Annotated in this window: 21 protein-coding genes; 8 read left to right on the top strand and 13 right to left on the bottom strand. The window is 33.2% G+C overall.

Features of this window, described 5'->3' with window-relative positions:
- Window positions 1–41 precede the first annotated feature (41 nt).
- The gene (locus H8R22_RS02710; RefSeq protein WP_187009060.1) at window positions 42–1,352 is read left to right on the top strand and encodes a phenylacetate--CoA ligase family protein; all 1,311 of its coding nucleotides are present in this window, start codon (window positions 42–44) and stop codon (window positions 1,350–1,352) included.
- Here H8R22_RS02710 and H8R22_RS02705 read toward each other — a convergent pair.
- Complete coding sequence (locus H8R22_RS02705; RefSeq protein ID WP_187009061.1) at window positions 1,336–2,118, bottom strand: glycosyltransferase family 2 protein; 783 nt, start codon at window positions 2,116–2,118, stop codon at window positions 1,336–1,338. The two genes, H8R22_RS02710 and H8R22_RS02705, sit on opposite strands and share 17 nt — an antisense overlap.
- Before the next feature lies 1 nt (window position 2,119).
- Entirely contained in the window at window positions 2,120–3,487 is a 1,368-nt protein-coding gene (locus tag H8R22_RS02700) for an exopolysaccharide biosynthesis polyprenyl glycosylphosphotransferase (RefSeq protein WP_187009062.1), read from the bottom strand.
- A gap of 221 nt (window positions 3,488–3,708) precedes the next feature.
- Here H8R22_RS02700 and H8R22_RS02695 point away from each other — a divergent pair, with 221 nt between their 5' ends.
- Entirely contained in the window at window positions 3,709–4,788 is a 1,080-nt protein-coding gene (locus H8R22_RS02695; RefSeq protein WP_187009063.1) for a glycosyltransferase, read from the top strand.
- Here the strand turns inward: H8R22_RS02695 and H8R22_RS02690 are convergent.
- The 8 genes from H8R22_RS02690 to H8R22_RS02655 all read right to left on the bottom strand — a co-directional run bounded on the left by H8R22_RS02690 (window position 4,757) and on the right by H8R22_RS02655 (window position 14,363).
- Entirely contained in the window at window positions 4,757–6,073 is a 1,317-nt protein-coding gene (locus tag H8R22_RS02690; RefSeq protein WP_225875980.1) for an O-antigen ligase family protein, read from the bottom strand. The genes H8R22_RS02695 and H8R22_RS02690 overlap by 32 nt on opposite strands.
- Window positions 6,036–7,097 carry a hypothetical protein gene (locus H8R22_RS02685; RefSeq protein WP_187009600.1) on the bottom strand — a complete coding sequence of 354 codons (1,062 nt, stop codon included), beginning with the start codon at window positions 7,095–7,097 and terminating at the stop codon, window positions 6,036–6,038. Before H8R22_RS02685 ends, H8R22_RS02690 begins: the two co-directional genes overlap by 38 nt.
- A gap of 3 nt (window positions 7,098–7,100) precedes the next feature.
- The gene (locus H8R22_RS02680; RefSeq protein ID WP_187009064.1) at window positions 7,101–8,183 is read right to left on the bottom strand and encodes a glycosyltransferase; all 1,083 of its coding nucleotides are present in this window, start codon (window positions 8,181–8,183) and stop codon (window positions 7,101–7,103) included.
- Between the two features lie 42 nt (window positions 8,184–8,225).
- A complete protein-coding gene (locus H8R22_RS02675) occupies window positions 8,226–9,536 on the bottom strand; it encodes an MATE family efflux transporter (RefSeq protein WP_187009065.1) in 1,311 nt (436 codons plus the stop codon).
- Between the two features lie 44 nt (window positions 9,537–9,580).
- The gene (locus H8R22_RS02670) at window positions 9,581–10,564 is read right to left on the bottom strand and encodes a hypothetical protein (RefSeq protein ID WP_187009066.1); all 984 of its coding nucleotides are present in this window, start codon (window positions 10,562–10,564) and stop codon (window positions 9,581–9,583) included.
- Window positions 10,565–10,571: 7 nt separating this feature from the next.
- Entirely contained in the window at window positions 10,572–12,251 is a 1,680-nt protein-coding gene (locus tag H8R22_RS02665; protein ID WP_187009067.1) for a DUF6909 family protein, read from the bottom strand.
- Between the two features lie 35 nt (window positions 12,252–12,286).
- On the bottom strand, window positions 12,287–13,774 hold the full coding sequence (locus H8R22_RS02660; RefSeq protein ID WP_187009068.1) for a GH3 family domain-containing protein: 1,488 nt from the start codon (window positions 13,772–13,774) through the stop codon (window positions 12,287–12,289).
- Between the two features lie 82 nt (window positions 13,775–13,856).
- A complete protein-coding gene (locus H8R22_RS02655; RefSeq protein ID WP_187009069.1) occupies window positions 13,857–14,363 on the bottom strand; it encodes a peptidase in 507 nt (168 codons plus the stop codon).
- A gap of 215 nt (window positions 14,364–14,578) precedes the next feature.
- Between H8R22_RS02655 and tatA the strand changes: the two genes are divergently transcribed.
- The 5 genes from tatA (at window position 14,579) to H8R22_RS02630 (ending at window position 17,910) form a co-directional block, all read left to right on the top strand.
- Complete coding sequence (gene tatA / locus H8R22_RS02650) at window positions 14,579–14,752, top strand: twin-arginine translocase TatA/TatE family subunit (RefSeq protein WP_187009070.1); 174 nt, start codon at window positions 14,579–14,581, stop codon at window positions 14,750–14,752.
- A gap of 192 nt (window positions 14,753–14,944) precedes the next feature.
- Window positions 14,945–15,211 carry a DUF2089 family protein gene (locus H8R22_RS02645; protein WP_187009071.1) on the top strand — a complete coding sequence of 89 codons (267 nt, stop codon included), beginning with the start codon at window positions 14,945–14,947 and terminating at the stop codon, window positions 15,209–15,211.
- A gap of 2 nt (window positions 15,212–15,213) precedes the next feature.
- Window positions 15,214–15,801, top strand: coding sequence for a YIP1 family protein (locus H8R22_RS02640; protein WP_187009072.1), 588 nt, complete (start codon window positions 15,214–15,216; stop codon window positions 15,799–15,801).
- A gap of 34 nt (window positions 15,802–15,835) precedes the next feature.
- The gene (locus H8R22_RS02635) at window positions 15,836–17,173 is read left to right on the top strand and encodes an alpha/beta hydrolase family protein (protein ID WP_187009073.1); all 1,338 of its coding nucleotides are present in this window, start codon (window positions 15,836–15,838) and stop codon (window positions 17,171–17,173) included.
- A 221-nt stretch (window positions 17,174–17,394) separates the two neighbouring features.
- Complete coding sequence (locus tag H8R22_RS02630; RefSeq protein WP_187009074.1) at window positions 17,395–17,910, top strand: PepSY domain-containing protein; 516 nt, start codon at window positions 17,395–17,397, stop codon at window positions 17,908–17,910.
- A gap of 83 nt (window positions 17,911–17,993) precedes the next feature.
- Here the strand turns inward: H8R22_RS02630 and H8R22_RS02625 are convergent, their stop codons facing one another.
- Entirely contained in the window at window positions 17,994–20,117 is a 2,124-nt protein-coding gene (locus tag H8R22_RS02625; protein WP_187009075.1) for a Tex family protein, read from the bottom strand.
- Between the two features lie 54 nt (window positions 20,118–20,171).
- Between H8R22_RS02625 and H8R22_RS02620 the strand changes: the two genes are divergently transcribed.
- Window positions 20,172–20,438, top strand: coding sequence for a DUF1294 domain-containing protein (locus H8R22_RS02620; protein WP_187009076.1), 267 nt, complete (start codon window positions 20,172–20,174; stop codon window positions 20,436–20,438).
- A 118-nt stretch (window positions 20,439–20,556) separates the two neighbouring features.
- Here the strand turns inward: H8R22_RS02620 and rpiB are convergent, their stop codons facing one another.
- On the bottom strand, window positions 20,557–20,988 hold the full coding sequence (rpiB, locus tag H8R22_RS02615; RefSeq protein WP_187009077.1) for a ribose 5-phosphate isomerase B: 432 nt from the start codon (window positions 20,986–20,988) through the stop codon (window positions 20,557–20,559).
- Window positions 20,989–21,671: 683 nt separating this feature from the next.
- The gene (locus H8R22_RS02610) at window positions 21,672–21,911 is read right to left on the bottom strand and encodes a DUF2007 domain-containing protein (RefSeq protein ID WP_187009078.1); all 240 of its coding nucleotides are present in this window, start codon (window positions 21,909–21,911) and stop codon (window positions 21,672–21,674) included.
- Between the last annotated feature and the right edge of the window lie 59 nt (window positions 21,912–21,970).

Here is a 21,970-nt window from a genome sequence, read left to right as displayed (position 1 = left end):
CCAACAACATTAGCGCTATTTTTGAATAAATAAAATTACTGATGCTTCGTCTTTTTGATTTATCCTTGCAGCTTAATGGCTTTCCTATACAGAAAGCAAAAAAACAGTTTCAGGAAATAATCACCTTATCTGAAGATGATTTTTTGGCTTTCGCCGAAAATCAAAAAAGGGAAATACTTCATTTTCATCTGAATCATAATCCTTTTTACAGTGATTTTACCAAAAAAGCATCGTTTGAAAATTGGGAGGATGTGCCAGTTCTGACCAAGAAAGACCTACAAATACCGCTACAAAATAGATTGTCTCACGGTTTTACACTCAATAACAGCTATACTAATAAAACATCTGGTTCAAGCGGAACTCCTTTTAGTTTTGCCAAAGATAAATATACGCACGCGCTTACTTGGGCTTCTAATATACATCGTTTTGGTTGGTTTGACATTGATTTTAACAGCTCGTATCAAGCGCGATTTTATGGCATTCCGCTAGATTTTATTGGATATCGAAAAGAACGTTTTAAAGACTTTTTAGGCAAGCGGTATCGTTTTCCTATTTTCGATTTATCTGATGCTGTTTTAGAAACTATCGTTGCCAAATTCCGAACTGAAAAATTCGATTATATTAACGGTTACACTAGTTCGATTGTATTGTTTGCCAAATTTTTACGCCAACACAATCTACTATTAAAAACCATTTGTCCCAGCTTAAAAGTAGTAATAGTTACCTCTGAAATGCTTTTTGAAGCAGATAAGCTATTGCTAGAAACTCAATTTGGAATTCCAGTAGTTAATGAATACGGAGCATCCGAACTTGATTTAATTGCTTTTCAAAACCAAGAGGGCGAATGGCAAGTAAATGCAGAAACGCTTTTTGTAGAAATTCTAGACGCAAAAGATACCGTGTTGCCTTACGGCCAAGAAGGTCGCATTGTAATCACCTCCCTTTTCAATAAAGCACATCCTTTTATACGTTACGACATTGGTGATATTGGGATTCTTGACGAAAAAAGCACGTTGCAAAAACCCATTCTTAAAAGATTAATAGGCCGAACAAACGATATTGCTTTACTCCCTAGCGGAAAAAAGTCTGCAGGTTTAACGTTTTACTACGTAACAAAAAGTATTATTGAAGATGATGGCAACGTAAAAGAATTTGCTATCACTCAAACTAACCATGACCATTTTGAAATTGATTACGTCAGCGAGACTGAGTTAAATGCTTCACAGATTCAGAAAATAGAGAAAGCCATTGCATTATATTTAGAACCTGGCCTACATTTTATTTTTACCAAAAGAGACTTCTTAGAAAGAACAAATCGTGGTAAATTAAAACAGTTTAGGTCCTTGCTTTAATGGTTTTACTGTACCTTGGTTTTATAAGAATTTGATTCCACAAAAAAACAAGCATGCATAAGGCTGAAACTAACGTCTTGTATCCGTGATATTGTTTGTAAACCGCATAATTATACTGAAGCAAATTGATCTTTGCTGTTGAAATCGAATTAGATCTAATTCTGTATGATGCTAAACTTTCAGGTACTGGTTTTACTGTTTTAATCTTTTTTAGAATAGTAAGCCACAACATCCAATCTTGTCTTTTTCTAATAGGCGAAATGGGCAATTTACCAAAGAAATCTACATCATAAATTCCCGTAAGGTTGCCTACATAATTACAAAAAAATAGCTGTTTGTACGTCAAAATTTTAGGAGCCTGAATTACTCGATTCAGTGGTTGCCCTTGCTCGTCTATACAATCATAAAACGAAAAGGTAAAAGGTATTTGATGAGTAAGCATCCACTGAATTTGTTTTTCTAATTTATGTGGTTTCCATAGATCATCGGAATCTAAAAAGGCAATGTATTTCCCTTTCGCTTTTTCTACGCCTAAATTTCGAGCTATACCAGTACCAGAGTTTACTCGCAATTTATAGAGTTGTATGCGATTATCACTAGCCTGAAATTCAGAGATAATTGCGACAGAGCCATCCGTGGAGCCATCATCAACTACAATAATTTCCCAATTGGCATAGGTTTGATTTTGGACAGACTGAATCGCTTCGGCAATAAATGGAGCGGAATTAAATGTAGGTATAACTATTGATACTAATCCTAAATCCATATTAATACGCTTTATCTTCTCCTTTGTAAATATTTACAAGAGTTTGGTAAATGATTTTTAAGTCTAAAATCAAAGACCAATTTTCGATATAGAACACATCCAATTTTACTCTATTAATCATGTCCGTATCCTTTACTATTTCTCCTCTATATCCGCTTACTTGTGCTAAGCCCGTTATTCCTGGCTTAACAAAGTGGCGCTTCATGTATTTTTTTATTTTATTCCCATAGGTTATATTTTGCGACCATAAATGCGGTCTAGGACCAACTACAGACATATCTCCAAGTAAAACATTTAGAAACTGAGGTAGCTCATCCATACTTGTTTTACGCATAAAACGTCCAATGGTCGTTACGCGAGGATCATTTTTATAGGTTTCGATCTCCGTAGTCTCATTTTGCTTCATGGATCTAAATTTATAGCAATTGAATTCATTTTCGTTAATACCGGGTCTTCCTTGCTTAAAAAACACAGCCCCTTTTGATTCTAACTTAATTAAGAGGGCCAAAATAGGTGTTAGCCAGATCAAGATGCAAAAGATAACAAGTAACGAAAAAATTATATCAAAACTACGCTTAAAAAACTTTACTGCAGGCTCGTCTAGCACTGTTTTGTGTAAGGACAAAACAGGAAAGAAATCGTAATAATCAATTTTCAAATTCTTTTTAAAAACTTCCTTAGTATCTGGAATAAACTTGATTGTTTTGTAATTCTCATCGGCAAAGTCGATCAAATCTTTTAATCGTGCATTTGAAACCTCCTCTAATGAGCAATAGATTTCATCAATCTTATTTTCGATTACAAATGACTTTATGCTTTCTAAATTTCCTTTTATGTCCTGATTTACGCCTTTATTAGAAAAGTAACCCATGAAAATGTATCCAAACCCTTTTCTAGATTCAAAAAGCTGTTTTAGGTTAGTGGCCTCTGTGCTGTAGCCTACGATAATTACCCTTCTATAATTATTACCTGTTAGTATCCGATACTGCTTTAAGCAATAAAAAAGAACGAATTTGAAGATCGTAACAAAAAACATAAAACATAAAAAAAATGCAATCGCTATATCCAAATCAAATACAATCGTTTCTACAAAAGGAAAATAAGCAAGAACGAGCAGTAAAAAGAGAAAGCCTTGTTTTATAATTTTAGAAATAATCTGGATAAGAGTGGTAAACCGATACACCTTATAAAAGCCCACCATGTACGATAGAACAAGCCAACCTACAATTAGATAACTATAATGATATACACTTTGAGGCCTTGCAAATCGAAACCAATAGACACAGTTTATAACGATAAGTAGCACATCTGTTAGAACAGCAATTGGCCTAATGTATTTAGAATATCTTCCTATTTGGGTGGCAGTCATATGGAGTTTTCCTGTTCTTTGAACGCAGTTTGTTTATAAGGGGAATAAAAATTTTATTCAAATGTGATAGGCATTAATTCGTAGGTATCCTTATCTACATTTGACTATGCAAGGTATTAAAAAACATTTAACGAGCTAAACATTAAATAATAACTATGCAAATTAATTGCTCCTTTGTAACTTATCTATTTTGTTTATTTTTACACAAATAATCAATTTTAATGTTAAAAGTTGTACATGTTGTAGAGGCTTTGGCTGGTGGAGTCAATACTTATTTCAAAGACCTATCTTGGTTTTTTGACAATGAAAACGCACATCATGATATACAAACCACAATTGTTTATAGTTCGAATCGTAAGGAAGTTGATTCAGCTCAAATAAAACACACTTTTTCTAAAACAGTTGTCCTGCAAGAACTAAGTATGGAGAGGGAATTTTCATGGATTGCAGATTGTAAAGCAATTATTGAACTTACTAAATTCCTGAGATCTGCTAAACCAGATGTGGTCCACTTACACTCTTCAAAAGCAGGAGTTTTAGGCAGAATTGCTTGCTTATTTCTGTCAAAAAAAGTAAAAATTTTTTACAGTCCACACGGGTACGCGTTTCTGCGAACCGACATTTCCTCTTTCAAGAAAAAAATTTACAAAGGCATCGAAATTGTGTTTCAAAAACTATCTAATAACACAACCATTGCTTGCGGAGATACCGAATACGAAATAGCAAAAAAAATAGGCCCTACGTATTTAGTTCGTAATGGCATTGATATAAATCAAATACAAAAGCAAGCAATCGATCATACCAACAGTATCTTAACCATTGGTATTGTTGGTCGTATAACAGCCGCAAGAAACCCAGATCTCTTTAATGAAGTTGCACTTCAAAACCCAAATTATCATTTTGTTTGGATTGGTGATGGCGAATTAAAAAACAATCTTACAGCTCCTAATATTACTATTACAGGCTGGTTTTATGATCAAAAAGAGGCCTTGCGTGAGTTGAACAAACTAGATATTTACATGCAAACCTCACTGTGGGAAGGATTACCAATTGCAGTCCTTGAAGCTATGGCGTTGCAAAAACCAGTTTTGGCTACTAATATTATAGGTAATAAAGATGTGGTTGTACCAAATGAAACTGGTTTTTTGTTCGAAAGTATATCTGAAGCTAATGACTACTTAACAACCTTACAAAGTAAAGATGTACGGGATACAATGGGTAAAAACGGATTGGCTCGTTGTCAAAAATTATTTAGCAACGAAAGGAAATTTAAAGAATTGATTGCGCTGTATCACCTTTAATTTTCTGTTGCAACCAATAACTAATAAATATTGCAAACCAAAAACCACTAAAAACAATACCATCAAACCGAAGTAAAAAGTCATCAACACAATTGGAGGTAAAAAACAATACAAAAAAAGACAATATCACAGGTTGTCTCAAATTTATTCCTAAATAAGCTATTCCTGATAGATAAATTAAAACTACAATAGGTCCTAGAATACCATATTTTATAAAATAATCTAAAAACTGATTGTGGGTGGGAAATTCATATTTAGCCAAGAACTGCTGGTTTGTTTGCTTGTAATAAGCAGTTAAAGCAGGTTTCGATTGAGAAGCTCCTACTCCAAAAGGAAGGTTTTGAACTCCCAACTCCCATGCTGATTTCCAGATTGAAAGTCTCGTTACAAATGAATTAAAAACGGTAGCTTCTGGATTTTCTATGTCATCAAGTTTGCCTATCTTATCCATATGAGCAAAGGTTACATTATTGTATTTATAGGCCATATAGCTGTTGTTTTTGACATAAATACTTAAAACAATACTCAAAATTACAATCGACAGTAGAGTACTTTTTATTGTTTTTTTTATATTAATATGATCTTTTATAGTACAGAAAAAAACAAGTAGCATACCCAAAATTACATTGAGCAAGGCCAATCGTGTATTAATGAACAATACCAAGAATAAAGAAATAATAAAGTTACTAATGCGGAATAACTGTGTTTTTGTTTGCCTATTTTGCTTAAAAGAGTGCACCGTTAAGTAAATAAAAATAATAGTTACAAAAGCAAGATGCATGTTTAAAGCAGGTGCGTGAATACCCATACTATTTGAAAAAACATAACCCATTTCCCATAAATCTATCCCACTTTGATACTTGGCTATTAATAGCGGATTATTTAATACAAAAAGCAGTAAGAATAGGGATACTATACTCATCGTGGCAATAGCATAGTACTCAATTAAGCTAGCAAATTGAATTCTATGATAATTCCCAATGATGAACCATGAAAACAGCGCAAGAGAAACATATTTCTCTACCACTTTAACCTCGTCGATATAGGAGTCAGTGTTAAAAAAGAACAACAGTTCTAACAGTAAGGGTGAGAGCAGCACAATTCGTAAAACAAGAGCCTCTTGTACGTTTGCAGTTTTTTTTATAAAAATTAAATTAAAAACTGTAAAAATACAGAGCAACCAAGTACATGGAACTCTAAAGATAATTCCAGCTCCTATAAAAAGTAAAAAGAGATTGAATATTTGATTAAAGTTTTTCTCTGAAATAGTCATAGTATAAAGCATAATAGATTAAAGGAAAAACTCCTATTTTATGTCGGATAGCGGTTCCTAAATCGGGCTCAAATACACCTTGAACTATAAAATAAGAAAATAGTATTAGTAATAACCATAATTCATAGTGCTGTTCTCGTCTGTTTTTTAAACATCTTGAAAGTCTTACTATCAGGATATAAAACAACAAGAGTTGCCAAATGACAAAGGCTAAAATTTGCGGCGATAATAGATGCTTCAAGCCATTTATTGGCACATTGACGGTGAAGAAACCGTACACAATACCAACAGCTTCACCATACCAAGTGTCGGGTTTAATGGGAGAGCTTATTATCGAATTAGCGTCTTGCGAATTCAGTCGATCTAAATTTACCACTTCCCTACTACTTTCTGAAAGGTATTGCCCTTTTACAATTGCGTAGCTCAATGATAAGAAAAAAGCAATACACAAACCATAAAATAAGATAGAGAATGTTTTGTTCTTAAATTTTATAAATCCTACTGCATACATCCCAACTGAAATTATGGGAATTAGTAAAAAATAAGGACGATAAAAAATTCCAAAAAGGAGGAGCAACAGCATCGAGTACAGTATAGAATGCTGAAAAGAAATACGATCACTTTTAAAAATAAATACAAGTACCGATAAATATAAATAAGTGATAAACTCCTTTGAAGGCATAGACATAAATACAGCGATCATAAAAAAACCCAAGTAAACCAAAACATTTTTTATTGTAATAATGTGAAAATTACTAGGAATAGTAATTTTATATAAAACATAAATTAAAATAGGATACTGGATTAGTCCGATAATAGGAAACGGCAAATATCTTAAATAGGTTAATTTATAAAAAAGAATCGTGAGCGGATAACTTCCTAAAAATCCAATCTCGTTTCCTTTGTCATAAGCAATAAGTGTAGCATCATAGAAAAACTTTTTAGGTAAGACATAAAATGCCGCAACAGCGACTAGAAGATTACTCAAAAATAACAACAAAAAAGCGGCTTTACTTTTAGCTAATTTTAACTGCATCATTTATAATTTTGAATACATTTTAATCTGTTTATTTACCATAAACGCTACGTCATATTGCGAAGCCCTTTCAAGCCCTCTACCAACCCTTTCATTGTAATAATCATCGTTAGAAAGCAACTGCTCTACGTGGTACGCTAATTGTTTTTCGTCTCCCACATTAAACAAAAGTCCAGCACCCTTTACGATTGTATTTAAAGCTACAACATCACTCGCTATAACTGGCTTTCCGGCCGCCATTGCCTCGATAGCTGTTAATGAAAACCCTTCGTACTTTGATGATACAATTGCAATATCAGCCATTTTAATAAGCTGAGGAACATCCATACGAACTCCTAAAAAAACGACCCGATGGCTAATGTTTAACTGTTTGGTCAAATTAATACAATCTTCTTGTTGCGCACCATCACCAACTAATATAAGTCGAATATTGTCAGGTAAATACAACAGGGATCGAATTACTGTTTTTTGATCTTTAGGATCCTTAAAACTTGCAACTTGGATGAGGATTTTAAAAGCAGTAGTACCTCCCGGAAAGAAAACCGACTTTTGAGCGGGAACACTATTTCTAAAAGTATCAATTGCGACGCCATTAGGTATCAACTCAATTGTAGAATCTAGTTTGGTATGCGCTTTTATCACCTCAACAACTTCCTCTGAAATGGCTATTATTTTGCTGTACTGCTTATAAAAAAAAGGGTCTGATTTTTTGAAAAAGCTACTTTTAATTCTGCGTCCAGAGGTACTATGCTCTGTGTAGACTAATTTAATTTTTGATCCTGATAAAAATTTTGCAATGACCACCCAATATTGAGTAGGAAACAAATGAACATGAGCGATATCATATCTCTTTAAAAAAGTAATGAGCTTAAATATAGCGATAGGATTGTAAGCTGAAGTCAAACCTAAAGAGTGGATCGTGCAACAATTTATAGATCGCAAGGCTTTCATAAATGGAAAATCGAAACTATTTAAAACAATCAAATCTACAGTCACATTTTTTTTTGAATATAGAGGCAAGGTATCCAGCAACAACTTCTCGGCGCCACCTGACTCTAAACTATTTATAATGTGTACTATTTTCATCTCTACTTTTTTAATTCTTTTAGGAGTTAGTTCTAAACTATTCTAGCTCAAGAAAACAATAATTTTGTCTCTCTTGTAGATTACAATTGCTGAACATAAATTCCAAAACACAGCACTAATCACAAACGCAATCGCAGCACCAGTCATGCCATAAATAGGTATTAAAAATCTATTAAATCCTAAGTTTAGTAGTACTGCTAGCAACACAATTATCTGAAAAACATGTTGTCTGCCTGTCATATTTAAATATACGGGAGCAGATCCAAACGCAGAACATAGTACTTGTCCAATGGTTAATATAAGTAATGCTTCCCTAGCCGCAAGGTAGTCAGGTCCAAAAAAACCTAAAATAAAACTAGAGAAAAAACAGATAAATAATGCAGCAGGTAATGTTAAGGCAAAAATTAAGCGCGAACTACTTCTAATTATTTTTTTTAACTCTTCCCTATTTTGTTTAAAGTGGTGTTCCGCTATTTTTGTCGAAACCGTAATGTTAACCGTAACAATGATCATAGACAAAATAGTCATAAGTTTCACTGCTAAGGAATAAAATGCAATAGTGGAGTCATCTCTGTATTTTTTCAAAAACAAAATATCAAAACTAAGTAATAAAAACAAAGCCATACTGCTAATTGCAATGGGATATGATCGAGTTACAATCTCTTTATAGGAAGTAGGAAGTGCGGCAGAGACCTCTTGATTTCTTGAAAAATAATAATAAACAACTAGAGTTGTAATAAGAGATAACACTAAGAAACCTCCTAAAAAAACAGGTACTAAATACGTTTCCTTGTTAATGTAATTTATGACAATAGCACCTATTATCATTGGGAAGTACTTGATTGAGTTTCTAAATAACTCAGCAACATATAAATGATCTAAAACTCTAATTAGCTCGATATTTAGGGTGGTAATAGCGTAGAAAAACAAAATTATTGTAGCTTGATATAAAAGCGTGTAAACTCCTTTATCCTCAAAAAAAGAATCTACAAACGATTCATTAACCGCAAGTACGATGACAAATAGAATAATTGACATCATTAAAATGATAGCTACCATTTTTAGATAAATACTTTTCAATGACGACAAGACAGTAGCACCTTTGAACTTACCTCTAAAATACAATATAGATTGGTCACAGCCTAACAAACAAATACTGCCTATAACAAACAAATACGCACGAACAAAATCGTATTGGCCTACAATTTTTGGACTAAAATTATTTGTTAGAAATAAGGTAAACCCAAACAAAATTAAGACCCCAATAACCCTTAAAATCAATGTCACCAGACTTTGCTTAATCAAAGAGTTTTGCTTTAGTACCTGTATATAATGGCTAATTGATTTAATCATACATACTCTTATTAGTTTGTTTATATATGCATGATTGAAAAATATTACTCCGCTGCGTGTTTTGCAGATTGACTTTTGTAAAAAGAAATAAAGAGTTGTGTCAGTACAAAAAAGACTAGCAAGACGAAGGGTAAAATAAATTTTAATTTGCCATTCGAAAATTTATTGTTTTTGATATTTAAAACCACCGAATTATCGTTTATAATTTTCTTGGAATTAAACAGTTCCATCTTTAATGCTGCCATCGTACTAGACAAAGTATCTTTAGTTTTGATGATATTATCTAACTGATTGTTCTCATTATAATACATCATCTTATCGTTTTTAATAACACTTTCTTTATTCGTGGTATACGACTTGATAATTTCGTCAATTTGCAAAATAATATCCTCTTTTACTTTTATTTTTTGCTGAATATTAGCTACAGCAATCTTTTGTACATCTGCATAGTACCTATTTGTGTTTAAATAGCGTAGTAATGGATCTATTATATCATTTTGATTAGTTGTTCCCTCAGTAGATACAATTATAGTATGAAAATTATAGTTTTTACTGGTAGTAGTCTCTTTTACAACTGTTTTCAAATCACCGTTTTGAGCCAGTAATGCTAACAACTCAAAGTTTTGATCATTACTACTGATTAGTTTGTAAATATCAACAACGGGTTCGATCTTTATTGATCGCAAACTACTGTATTTAGGTAGGCCTACTAAATTTAAAAATGAGGTATCTCGCTCTGCAATTTTTGATGCCAGCAAATCAATCTTAGCATACAAGTAATCAGTTGATTTAAAATTAGGGGCAACAATAATATGATGATCGTATTGTTGTTGTGTTTTGTCTAAATACAGCCCTACCCCAAAACCGAGAAGTATCAAAACAAATACGATGATCGCATTTTTTACAAAAAAATAAATCGAAAGAAATAACACTCGATTAATCCATTGAAAAAAATCACCTACTTTCTTGAATATAACAAACAAATCAATTTCTTGATTGTCTTGATTTTGGGGTACGTTTGTACTCATTCGTGATTTATTTAGAATTGAATATCTGTTCCAATATTTTGATAGTAATCAAATAAGTAGGTTTTACTCCTGTGGTTCCTAATCCGCCTGAAGCAAGAGTACTTCCTGTTTCTAAAGGATTATCTGATGCATAATACGCATATCGTACTTTGATGTCCTGAGGGACACTTTTTCTAATTTTCGAAGCAGATTGTATTGCTTTTTGATAATAAGAACCCTCCATCTCTAAACCAATAACGCCCCAAGTTGATTGATGAAAGAATTTTAGTAAATCTCTATTTTGCAAAGAAGTCCCTAAAACAGTTACCATTGGTCCTGCAAAAACAGCGATATCATTCCCTTCAAACATCGAAGCGTTTAATTCATTTTCAAAAAAGTAATTATCTGCTGTTCCTTCATTGATGTGCGCATTCGGAATCATGATATCTCCTTTTCCGCCTTCTAGAATTCCAGCTTTACCCATGATCGAAACCGACTCAACATTTAATAAAGTATCTTTTTTATACGGTTTTAAAAGCTCATCAATTGTCTCGTAAGCTTGCTCACCAAAAGCGTAATCCATTACTATTAATACAGGTTCTTGCCCTTCAAACTTTGCGTTAGGAAACGATGATTTAGCCCAATTGATTTTTGCAGTATCAAAAATTTGAACATCAATATTAGTTCCTGAAGCGTCCGGTATTGAAATCATACCGTGTTTAAGTGCCACTTCTTCTACTTTGTTTCGCACTTCGTGTGCACCAGACCTACTTAACTCTTCGTAAATAAAAAAATCTGCTTTGTCTTTAAATTGTGTTTTTAGTACCGTAGTAGCAAAAATAGAGTTCATCACAGAGTGCATATTCGCACTAATAACATGAATAGGACGTTCTAATAATCCGTTTTCTTTTAAAACTTCCTTAATATTTGTAGCCCAAATTTCTCCATGAATGTGGTGCCCTAAACGTTCTCTTAATATAGGACTAAAAGTGATTGTACGTTTATTATTTGATACAATTTCATCGATGGCTAATTTTCCTAACCAATAAATAACGTGTAAAAATCGGTCTGGCGCTGCCTCTGTTCCAAAAGCGTCGTAAATATTTAAAACCTCCTCAAAAGTTCGACCTAAAATATTAGCTGCATGAGAAATTGCTTTTTCTTTTTCGACTAAAGGCAGTTTTTTAGTTTGAGAAACGGCTTGCTCTAATTTCATCCAATCGCGTGAAACCTCACCTGCTTCATCCAATAAAACTCTATTTCTAATTTTGTGAGACTCAATGAAGATGAAAGTCAAATGCGTCAAAATATCATAAATATCTGAGCGACCACGTGTGATTTCTACATTCATTTGCTCCTCATCAATTCGGTAACAATTACGTCTTCTTTTTGGAGGGACAATCGCTTTAAAATGTGATCTTGAATACCCTTCGTCAGAGGTTAAATTGATAAAACGACATTCCTCAATTCCTACTGGTAATCGTTCTATAACGTATAATAATCCGTTTAATTCTACTTTTTCTTCCGCTATATTCCCATATATTTCAGGACGTAAAGCCAGTAACGCTTCACGCAACGTTTCACCAGAGATTCCCATTGGTTTGTAAAATCCACGGTTAAATAAGTGACGCATGGTAATGTACAATTTTTCAATTGCTGCTGATGATTCTTGCGCTCTAGAGCGTGATATGTTTTTAGTTTCTTTCATTTCTTATAATTTTCTAACCTGCAAAGGTAAGTGTTTTATTTCAAGTTTAATAAATCTACAATCTTCCTGTTGTCTGACAGTCTCGGAATCTTGTTCTGTCCTCCTAGTTTACCTATTGATTTCATATAGTCCTGAAAACCATTTTTGGCCACAGCCGTAATAACAACTTTTCTCAAAATGTTCCCTACAATTAGGTCGTCATAATAGATGTTTTGTTTGCGCATGGCGTTATCTATTGCTTCTGCAAAAGCGGATTTGTTCTCTGGCTCCTGCTCAAATTCAATGAACCACTCGTGATAAGGTAAACCGCTAGAAGGATTTATTTGAGGCGCGACAGTAAATTCGTTGACCCGCACATTTGTTCCCTCCATGGCTTCTTGTAAAGCACTCTCGACCTCTTTACCAATCACATGCTCGCCAAAAGCAGAAATATAATGTTTGATCCGTCCTGATACAATAATTCGGTAAGGCTTTAAAGAACTAAATTGAACAGTGTCTCCTATATTGTATCCCCATAGTCCCGCATTGGTCGAAATTATTAAAACATAATTTACGCCCAGCTCTACCTCACCAATGGTATAACGTCTAGGGTTTTCACTATAAAATGCATCACTTTTTACAAATTCATAAAAAATCCCTGCATTCAAGAGCAGTAACATTCCTTTTTCTTTTTGCGAATCCTGGTACGCAAAAAATCCTTCCGAAGCAGGAAAAAGTTCGATACTATCTACTTTTCGACCTATCAGATTTTCAAATTTGGATCGATACGGTTCGTAGTTTACACCGCCATAGATGAACAAATTAAAATTTTTAAAAATCTCACCTACGGGCTTTCCTCCTTTTTGTTCTAAGCGTTCAAAATACATTTGAACCCAAGAGGGAATTCCAGAGATCACGGTCATATTTTCATTGAAGGTTTCGTCTACTATAGCGTCAATTTTAGATTCCCAGTCTTCAATACAATTAGTTTCTAATGAGGGCATGCGGTTTTTTTGTAAATACTTAGGAACAAAATGGGCTACAATTCCAGATAAACGACCAAATTGTATACCGTGTTTTTCTTCTAGAACGGGACTTCCTTGTAGGAAAATCATTTTCCCATCTACAAAATCTGCCTTTCCCGTTTCATGGATATAACTTAAAATAGCATTTCGAGCTGCCTCAATATGATACGGCATTGATTCCCTTGTAAGCGGAATGTATTTTGCACCAGACGTCGTGCCAGATGTCTTAGCGAAATAAAGCGGCTTACCTTTCCATAGCACATTTTCCTGTCCGCTTACTACTTTGTCAACATAGGGTTTTAGATCTTCATAATCGCGAATAGGGACTTGTTTTGCAAAATCAGTAAAGGATTTAATAATATCAAAATGATGGTCTTTACCAAAATCAGTTTGCTTAGCCTCTTTAATCAACTGATGGAACACAGCCTGCTGCGTAGCCACGGGATTATTGAGCCAGGCTTGGGTTTTATTGAAGATATGACGAGCAAAAAGTTTTGCTGCAATTGCTTTTATTGACATGATTTACTTTTAATTTATAGCCTAATGCTGGAATATCGATTAGTATTATCAAGATTGATACTACAATCTATTGAACCAAAAGCTACTTTTGAACTTTCTTTTTACTTTTAGAAACATCTGCCTTTTTATCCTCTAGTTCCACTTCCTTTCTTAATTGTAGTTCTTCCTCTGATGCAGATAGTTTCAATTTTGGCACATCCTCATCTGAAGCTGCTAAAATAGAATCTTTATTAAATTTTGCATACTCAAGCTGTCCGTTTAACACTTTTTGAATGGACTGAATGTAGGCTTCGTTTTTCTTTAGTGCGTTGGTTAAAGAGTCTGATTTTAGGGCTAATATTGTAGCGTCTTTTTTAAGTTTAGTAGAGGAATAGCCCGGAATGTATTCCCGCAAAGGCGTAAAAGCAATGATAAAAGTAGTGATTGAAATAAGTAAAATTGCTCCAAGAGTTGCTACTACAAAAACGTTCATCAAAGTCAACTTTAAAGAAAAGGTTTCTTCAAATGTATCCTCATTCAAAATGACCAATCGGTTTTTAGTGAATAATTTACTGTGAAGTTTCTTTCTTTTTAATCGTTTCTCAGGCATTTTTTTTCTTTATATGACAAATATAATAATTAATGTCAATGATAGTGCTTTCGTGCCTTAGTTCAGTACTAAAGGGTGTTTAAAAACGTTTTTAATATATTTTTAACTTTACATACTTTAAATAAGTCCTACGAAATGAATGCACGTATAGTTATTCTATTTACCTTTGCAGCTACATTAATTACAAATTTGCCTCGGCAATAAATTATTCAATCATGGGAAGATTTGGTGTTACAGAAATCCTAGTTATTTTAGCAGTGGTTTTATTACTTTTTGGAGGTAAAAAAATTCCAGAATTAATGAAAGGATTAGGTAGTGGAATTAAAGAATTCAAAAACGCCGCTAAAGAAGATCAGCCAGCTGATAAAAAAGACGAAACTAAAGAGTAAACTCTAACGATTCTACCTAAACAAATAAGACGGTTTAAGTAAGGTAATCCCAAATTCCAATTCCTGGTGTTTGGGATTTTTTTTGTCTAAGCTTCTCTGTTTAGAGTCTCTAAATTATAAGTTTGGTCCTAAAATGGTAAAGAATAGAAAATAATATTTAACTTTGTTTAAATTATTTTTAACTTTATTAAAATGAAACTACCCATTGTTTGCCCGAGTTGTGAAAACTCGCTGCGAGTTAGTCAGATGAAATGCGACCAATGCCAAACAGATGTGAATGGTAATTACGAGTTACCTCTTTATTTAAAATTAAACAGAGATGATCAAGATTTCATACTCGAATTTTTTTTGAGCAGCGGCAGTATCAAAGAAATGGCCAAACAAGCAGGCAACTCCTATCCCACCATGCGAAACAAAATGGACGATCTTATCAAAAAAATTAAAACTTTAAAATCATAACCATGAATTGGCAAACCGTTTTTAATCCGTTTTCAAAGTTGTCCGAAAAGCAATTATTTCTCTTTGGATTATTATTTTTTAGCATCAATTCATTGGTCTGCTTTTACACTTCTACAAAAATGGATAGTATCTTTCATTTTTCTCCACAAAACAATCTTTCGCTCTCCAGCGCTTTTATTTTAGTTAGTGTTAGTCATGCATCAGCAATTCTTTTTCTTTTTTTACTAGCGCTTCTAATTAATAAAAAAACTCGTTTTATTGATATTATAAACACCGTACTACTGTCACAAGCACCTAATTTTATGGTATTACTTAGCATCAAATACAGCGGTTTAGAAACACTCGCCAATAATATAAATACCACAGATGGTTCACCTCCCTCATTGGATTTAAATACAATTGCTATTATCCCTTTTGTTGTTGGTATCTGTTTAATGCTTGCATTGATTATATATGGATTTGTACTAATGTATAATGGTTTCAAAACGGCTACCAACTTAAAGAAAGGATACCATATCGCACTATTTATAATTTCACTATTTCTATTTATAACTTTTCATCAGGTTTACATTCAATCTTTAGATCTTTAACTATCAAATTGCATTTTTAAAAAAAACATAAATCATGAAAACAAAATTTCTAATTCTTTCGCTATTAAGCATGCAATTCCTTTTTGCGCAAGAGATCACAGGATCTTGGTCTGGGGAACTTAACGTTCAAGGGATGTCACTACCACTAATCATTCATATTAAAAAAGATGTAAATGGATTTAGTTCTACTATGGACAGTCCTAAACAAGGGGCTACCAATATTCCACTTGGCACTACTACATTTGTTGATAATCAATTAGCAATAAATGCACCTGCTTTAGGTTTAAGTTATTCTGGAAAATTTAATGCTGATACTTTTGAAGGTACGTTCAAACAAGGCGGAATGGAGCTTCCAATGACACTTTCACGACAAAGTGAAGCTATAAAAACAGTAAACAGACCACAAACACCAAAAGGACCTTTTGATTACGAAATTGAGGAGGTTAGTTTTACAAACACAATTGATAAAAACACGCTAGCCGGTACCCTTACAACCCCAAAAAACTTCAATAAAAAAGCGCCAATACTTATAATGATAACTGGTTCTGGTAATCAAAACCGAGATGAAGAACTTTTTGATCACAAGCCTTTTGCGGTAATTGCTGATAATTTTGCCAAAAAAGGAATAGCAACTCTTCGCATTGATGATCGTGGCATAGGAGGTTCTTCTAAAGGCACTAGCACCGATACATCAGCTAACTTCGCTACTGATATAGATGCTGCTGTATTATTTATAAAAAACAAAGGTTTTACAAATATTGGATTAATTGGTCATAGCGAAGGTGGTATGATAGCGCCTATGGTTGCCACTAACTCAAAAAATGTGCGCTTCCTCGTATTAATGGCTGCTCCCGCTACCCCAATTGATGAATTACTCGTAGAACAAAACTATTTAGCTGGAAAATTAGCTGGAATGAGCGAGGAAAAACTACTAGAAAATAAAAAAATAAATAAAAATATTTATAGTTTTATAATGAAGTACACGGGTTCAGATTACGAAAAAGACCTCCGTTCCTTTTTAGAGAAAGAGGGACAACTAGTTGATGAAGCCGTTTTGAGTCAAATGAAAAATCCATGGTTACTATATTTCTTAAAATTTAATCCTGACACTTATTTATCAAAAGTTACAATTCCAGTATTGGCGATTAATGGAAGTCTTGATTTTCAAGTTCCCGCCACAACAAATTTAGCTGCTATTAAAAATTCTTTAACTAAGGCTAAGAACAAAAACTTTGAAACCTTTGAATTTAAAGGAATGAACCATCTTTTTCAAGAATGTAAAACGGGAGCTTTCACAGAATATGAACAAATAAAGCAAACCGTCTCGCCTCAAGTACTCGATAAAATGAGTTCTTGGATTCTGAAATTATAAACTAAAAGTCTCGAGATAATCGGGACTTTTAGTTTTTTCGATTTCTATAAATTGAAAAAGGGTTGTGTAAAAAATGCTATCCAAGAAATTACCAATTTTTTACTGCTGAAAACAATTTCATTCCAAGTCAAAAAAAATTAAAAACTCTTATTTAGAATTAATCTTAATTGTGTATGTTTGCACTTTGAAATAGTAAAACAATTTTTAAATTATAAACGGTAATGACAAAAAAGAAGAAATCAACCAACCTCATGCGAATTATTCACAGATATTTAGGGTTTTTCCTTGCGGGAATAATGGCAGTTTATGCCTTAAGTGGGATTATTTTAATCTTTAGAGATACGGATTTTCTTAAGCAAGAAAAGAAATTTGTTAGTACTGTCGAAACCAATTTAAGTGGTGAAGACCTAGGTAAAGCATTAAAAATTAAAAAATTTAAAGTAGAGCGCGAGGAAGGTGATGTTATTTACTTTAAAGAGGGAACGTACAATAAAAAAACAGGAGCTACAGATTATAAATTGACTAGCCAACCCCTCATAATAGAGAAAATGACTCATTTGCACAAAGCAAAAACAGGAGATCCATTGTTCTTTTTAAACATATTCTTTGGGCTATCCTTGTTCTTTTTTGTAGTTTCGACCTTCTGGATGTTTACACCCAAAACTACTATTTTCAAAAAAGGAATGTACTTTACCGCTGGTGGAATTGTGCTTACTATCATCATGTTATTTTTGTAGTAATTCAATTAATTATACCTATAAATAGAGAAACCATCTTTTTACAGGATGGTTTCTCTATTTTAATTAGTACTATTGACTTTTTAAATCACCATTGTCAACTGAATTCTTTTTCTATCTTCATCAACTTCAGTGACTTTTACGGTTACGTGTTGGTGTAACTTCACGACTTCGTTTACGTCGCTTACAAAGCCTGCTTTGAGTTGTGAGATGTGTACCAAACCACTTTCTTTGACGCCTATATCTACGAAACAACCAAAATTGGTAATGTTATTTACAATTCCTGGGAGAATCATTCCTGATTTTACGTCTTTTATGGTTTTTACATTTGGATCAAATTCGAAAACTTTAGCGGCTTTTCTTGGGTCTAATCCTGGTTTTTCTAGCTCTTTTATGATGTCTTTCAAAGTCAATAAACCTATTTCTGCAGTAATGTAATTCTCTGGTTTGATTAAGGCCGTTTTTTCTTTATTGGCAATCAAATCGTTCACCGTCAATTTTAAATCCTTGGCCATTTTCTCCACAATTTTATAGGCTTCTGGATGCACAGCCGAATTATCCAAGGGATTTTTAGCATTCGAAATTCGGATAAACGCTACTCCTTGTTGGTATGCTTTTTCGCCCAAACGAGGCACTTTCTTTAGTTGTTTTCTGTCTTCGAATGGACCGTTTTCAGAGCGGTAGTTTACAATGTTTTCGGCTAGCTTCTCTCCTATTCCACTCACATAACTCAACAAATGTTTGCTGGCTGTGTTGATGTTGATCCCAACCGAGTTCACGCAACGAATCACTGTATTATCTAGTTCTTCTTTCAACTTAGATTGATCCACATCATGCTGGTACTGCCCCACTCCAATGGCTTTTGGATCAATTTTTACCAATTCGGCCAAAGGATCAGACAATCGTCTCCCAATAGAAACCGAACCACGAACCGTAACATCATAATCTGGAAATTCTTCTCGAGCAATTTTCGATGCCGAATAAACCGAAGCTCCAGCCTCTGAAACGATAAATACTTGCACCGGTTTATCAAATGCTATTTTCTTGATGAAGAATTCGGTTTCGCGTGAAGCGGTTCCGTTTCCTATCGAGATGGCATCAATTTTATAGGCATTCACCATCGATTTTATCTTTTTCATCGCCATGGCCGTTTCATTTTGCGGCGCATGGGGATAGATATTTTCATTGTATAATAAATCTCCTTTTTCGTCTAAACAAACCACTTTACATCCACTTCTAAATCCTGGATCAATAGCTAGAATTCGTTTTTCACCCAATGGCGGTGCTAGCAACAACTGCCCTAAATTACTAGCAAAAACCTGAATCGAATTAGCATCTGCCTTTGCTTTAGCTTCTTGTAACGCTTCATTAGAAATCGCTGGATTTAGTAAACGTTTATAACTATCTTCAATCGCCAATTGCACATGTGGTGTACTCGCGCTTTGCCCTTTTAATACTATTTCGTCAATAATATTATAAGCATCATCAATGTCAACTTCGACTTTAAACTTGATAAACCCTTCGTTTTCGGCACGCAACATCGCCATTAAACGGTGAGAAGGCGCTTTGGTCAACGGCTCTGACCAATCAAAATATTGATTGAATTTTTGTGCTGCTTCGTCGTCCTTTTTAGTTTTAACAACCTTAGTGGTGATTGTTGCTTTTCGTTCATATAAACGACGTAATTGTTTTCGAACATAAATATTTTCATTAATCCACTCGGCTACAATATCTCTTGCACCTTGCAGCGCGGCTTCTTCGTTTATTACATTTTCGTTCAAATACTTAGTCGACAAGAAATCAACATCATCTTTACCTTGCGCCATAATGATTTTGGCCAAAGGCTCCAAACCGTTTTCACGAGCAACATCGGCCTTCGTTTTTTTCTTCTTCTTGAAAGGCAAATAGAAATCTTCCAGTTCTTGTAAATCAAAGCTTTTATCAATTTTAGCAAACAAGGTTTCATTCATGGCTCCTTGCTCCGTGATCGATTTTAAAATTGCTTCTTTACGTTTTACAATCACTTCGTATTCCTTTTGAAGCTTGGCTATGCTTTCTATTTGTACTTCGTCTAGATTTCCTGTAGTATCTTTTCGATAGCGCGATATAAACGGAATCGTACAATCTTCTTGCAATAATTGAACTGTTTTTTGAATGTTGATTGCTGCTGTAGCAACTGACTTAGAGATGAATTGTATGTTGTTCATTTTAATTTTTTTCGGACAGCTAAAATAATATCTTTGAAACTTAAATTAAGTTAAATGTCTATTTTATTCTGCTGTTTTTTGATTTTATCTATTCTTGGATTTGTCAGTACGGGTTACGACAAAAACTTAGCAAAAAAACGCAAAAGAAGAATTCCTGAGAAAACTCTTTTGAGCATCGCTGCACTTGGAGGAAGCTTTGGTGTTGGCATTGCCATGCTGCTTTTTAGACACAAAACGGCAAAAGCTACTTTTTTATGGAAGTATTTTGGAGTGCTACTTTTGCAAATTTTTTTTATCTACTTTTTGTTGACCCTAAAGTAATCCAATTTTAATTGTTTTTAGTTTAACTTAATTAGTACAAACAAAAAACGAGCTACATAATACAATGCAACTCGTTTTAAATATAGGATTTACCTCAAAAAAAAATCTAAAAAAGTACTTATGAACAAGCAATTTTATTCACTCTATTTTGATGTCTTCCACCTTCGAACTTAGTATTCAAGAACGTATCTACTATTTCTACCGCTTGTTCGATTGATGTAAAACGTGCAGGGATACTCACCACATTAGCATCGTTATGTAAACGTGTCAAATAAGCAATTTCTTTAGTCCAACATAAACCTGCTCTTACGCCTGCGTGTTTGTTAACTGTCATGGCAATACCGTTACCGCTTCCGCAAATAACAATTCCGTAGTCGGCTTTACCTTCTTCAACATCTGTAGCTACAGGATGACCAAAATCTGGATAATCTACAGAATCTACCGAGTCTGTACCGTAATTAGTAACTTCGTACCCTTTTGCTTCTAGCATTTTAACTATTGCTTTTTTGTATTCTGGACCGGCGTGATCGTTTCCAATTGAAATTTTCATTGAATTATATATTAAGTTGTGTATTGCAAATTTACCAAAAGATAACTACATATTTTAAAGCACTTTTTATTTGTTTTTACTATTTTAAAGTTTCTAGTTATTCAACCACTTAAGTATCACCAAAACAGAAATTTATGAGGTTATTAACAATTTATGTAAATATACAAATCATTGATAATCAGTTAATAATTCGAAAATAAAATGTTAATCTTTTGCATTGTTAATAGTAAAATGCAAATGCTTGATATTCAGTTAACTTTAATTTAACATTACATGTTAATAAGTTCGGATAGAATATTAGAAGTATTTTTTGGTTCTTAAAATAAAAAGACTAATCCAAAACCCACTTTTAAAAACCTAATTTAGTTTAGCTAATTTTTAGAAAAGTTATTAATACTAAACTGTGGTTTGTCAACATAATTTTAAAAAATACTTATTTACATTTTCTATTATTTTTAGTTTATCAACCATTGTTAATTAAAATTGAATATCGTTTGAAAACAAGAACTTTAAGAATAGATAACTATGTTAATAACTCGATATAAAAGAGAATAACTTCTATTCAAACCTTTTTTAAATAAATTTATAGTAACTATTAACACACTATAATAACCATTAAAAAAGATTTTAAATTTAATTTTTCTTTTTGTTTATTTAAATAAGTGTTGACAACTTTCAAAAAATTAAACAATTTTTAAATTGTTATCGTATCTCATTTCTTGAAGAATTGTTTTCACAGTTTCATAATCGTTGGGATGAATTTTAAGTTTGATTCCTCCAAGTGCATTCGAATACATTGGAGCAAAGGAAGACATGATCTCATTTTCAAAAAAGTATTGTAATTCCTCTTGATCTAATCTATGTTTTAAAATTTGTATTTCATGGACATAGTCAAAAACGGCTACAGTTATAAATTTTTCCATTTGTTAGTACTTTTCATAAAGATACAAAGATCTCTTGAAAGTTATATTTTCTTTAAAAC

This window comes from Flavobacterium kayseriense (genome assembly GCF_014305095.1).
GTDB classification, from domain to species: Bacteria; Bacteroidota; Bacteroidia; order Flavobacteriales; family Flavobacteriaceae; genus Flavobacterium; species Flavobacterium kayseriense.
Note: the sequence above shows the minus strand (reverse complement) of the source record. Positions and strands in the feature narration are given on the sequence as shown.

Bases quoted from the DNA above. Each gene is read 5' to 3' on its own strand.
- H8R22_RS02625 (WP_187009075.1), bottom strand. From the start codon at position 20,117: ATGAACAACATACAATTCATCTCTAAGTCAGTTGCTACAGCAGCAATC.
- H8R22_RS02660 (WP_187009068.1), bottom strand. From the start codon at position 13,774: ATGTCAATAAAAGCAATTGCAGCAAAACTTTTTGCTCGTCATATCTTC.
- H8R22_RS02655 (WP_187009069.1), bottom strand. From the start codon at position 14,363: ATGCCTGAGAAACGATTAAAAAGAAAGAAACTTCACAGTAAATTATTC.
- H8R22_RS02670 (WP_187009066.1), bottom strand. From the start codon at position 10,564: ATGAGTACAAACGTACCCCAAAATCAAGACAATCAAGAAATTGATTTG.
- H8R22_RS02680 (WP_187009064.1), bottom strand. From the start codon at position 8,183: ATGAAAATAGTACACATTATAAATAGTTTAGAGTCAGGTGGCGCCGAG.
- H8R22_RS02645 (WP_187009071.1), top strand. From the start codon at position 14,945: ATGAAACTACCCATTGTTTGCCCGAGTTGTGAAAACTCGCTGCGAGTT.
- H8R22_RS02610 (WP_187009078.1), bottom strand. From the start codon at position 21,911: ATGGAAAAATTTATAACTGTAGCCGTTTTTGACTATGTCCATGAAATA.
- H8R22_RS02700 (WP_187009062.1), bottom strand. From the start codon at position 3,487: ATGACTGCCACCCAAATAGGAAGATATTCTAAATACATTAGGCCAATT.
- H8R22_RS02690 (WP_225875980.1), bottom strand. From the start codon at position 6,073: ATGCTTTATACTATGACTATTTCAGAGAAAAACTTTAATCAAATATTC.
- H8R22_RS02635 (WP_187009073.1), top strand. From the start codon at position 15,836: ATGAAAACAAAATTTCTAATTCTTTCGCTATTAAGCATGCAATTCCTT.
- H8R22_RS02640 (WP_187009072.1), top strand. From the start codon at position 15,214: ATGAATTGGCAAACCGTTTTTAATCCGTTTTCAAAGTTGTCCGAAAAG.
- H8R22_RS02710 (WP_187009060.1), top strand. From the start codon at position 42: ATGCTTCGTCTTTTTGATTTATCCTTGCAGCTTAATGGCTTTCCTATA.
- H8R22_RS02705 (WP_187009061.1), bottom strand. From the start codon at position 2,118: ATGGATTTAGGATTAGTATCAATAGTTATACCTACATTTAATTCCGCT.
- tatA (WP_187009070.1), top strand. From the start codon at position 14,579: ATGGGAAGATTTGGTGTTACAGAAATCCTAGTTATTTTAGCAGTGGTT.
- H8R22_RS02695 (WP_187009063.1), top strand. From the start codon at position 3,709: ATGTTAAAAGTTGTACATGTTGTAGAGGCTTTGGCTGGTGGAGTCAAT.
- H8R22_RS02620 (WP_187009076.1), top strand. From the start codon at position 20,172: ATGTCTATTTTATTCTGCTGTTTTTTGATTTTATCTATTCTTGGATTT.
- H8R22_RS02685 (WP_187009600.1), bottom strand. From the start codon at position 7,097: ATGCAGTTAAAATTAGCTAAAAGTAAAGCCGCTTTTTTGTTGTTATTT.
- H8R22_RS02675 (WP_187009065.1), bottom strand. From the start codon at position 9,536: ATGATTAAATCAATTAGCCATTATATACAGGTACTAAAGCAAAACTCT.
- H8R22_RS02630 (WP_187009074.1), top strand. From the start codon at position 17,395: ATGACAAAAAAGAAGAAATCAACCAACCTCATGCGAATTATTCACAGA.
- rpiB (WP_187009077.1), bottom strand. From the start codon at position 20,988: ATGAAAATTTCAATTGGAAACGATCACGCCGGTCCAGAATACAAAAAA.
- H8R22_RS02665 (WP_187009067.1), bottom strand. From the start codon at position 12,251: ATGAAAGAAACTAAAAACATATCACGCTCTAGAGCGCAAGAATCATCA.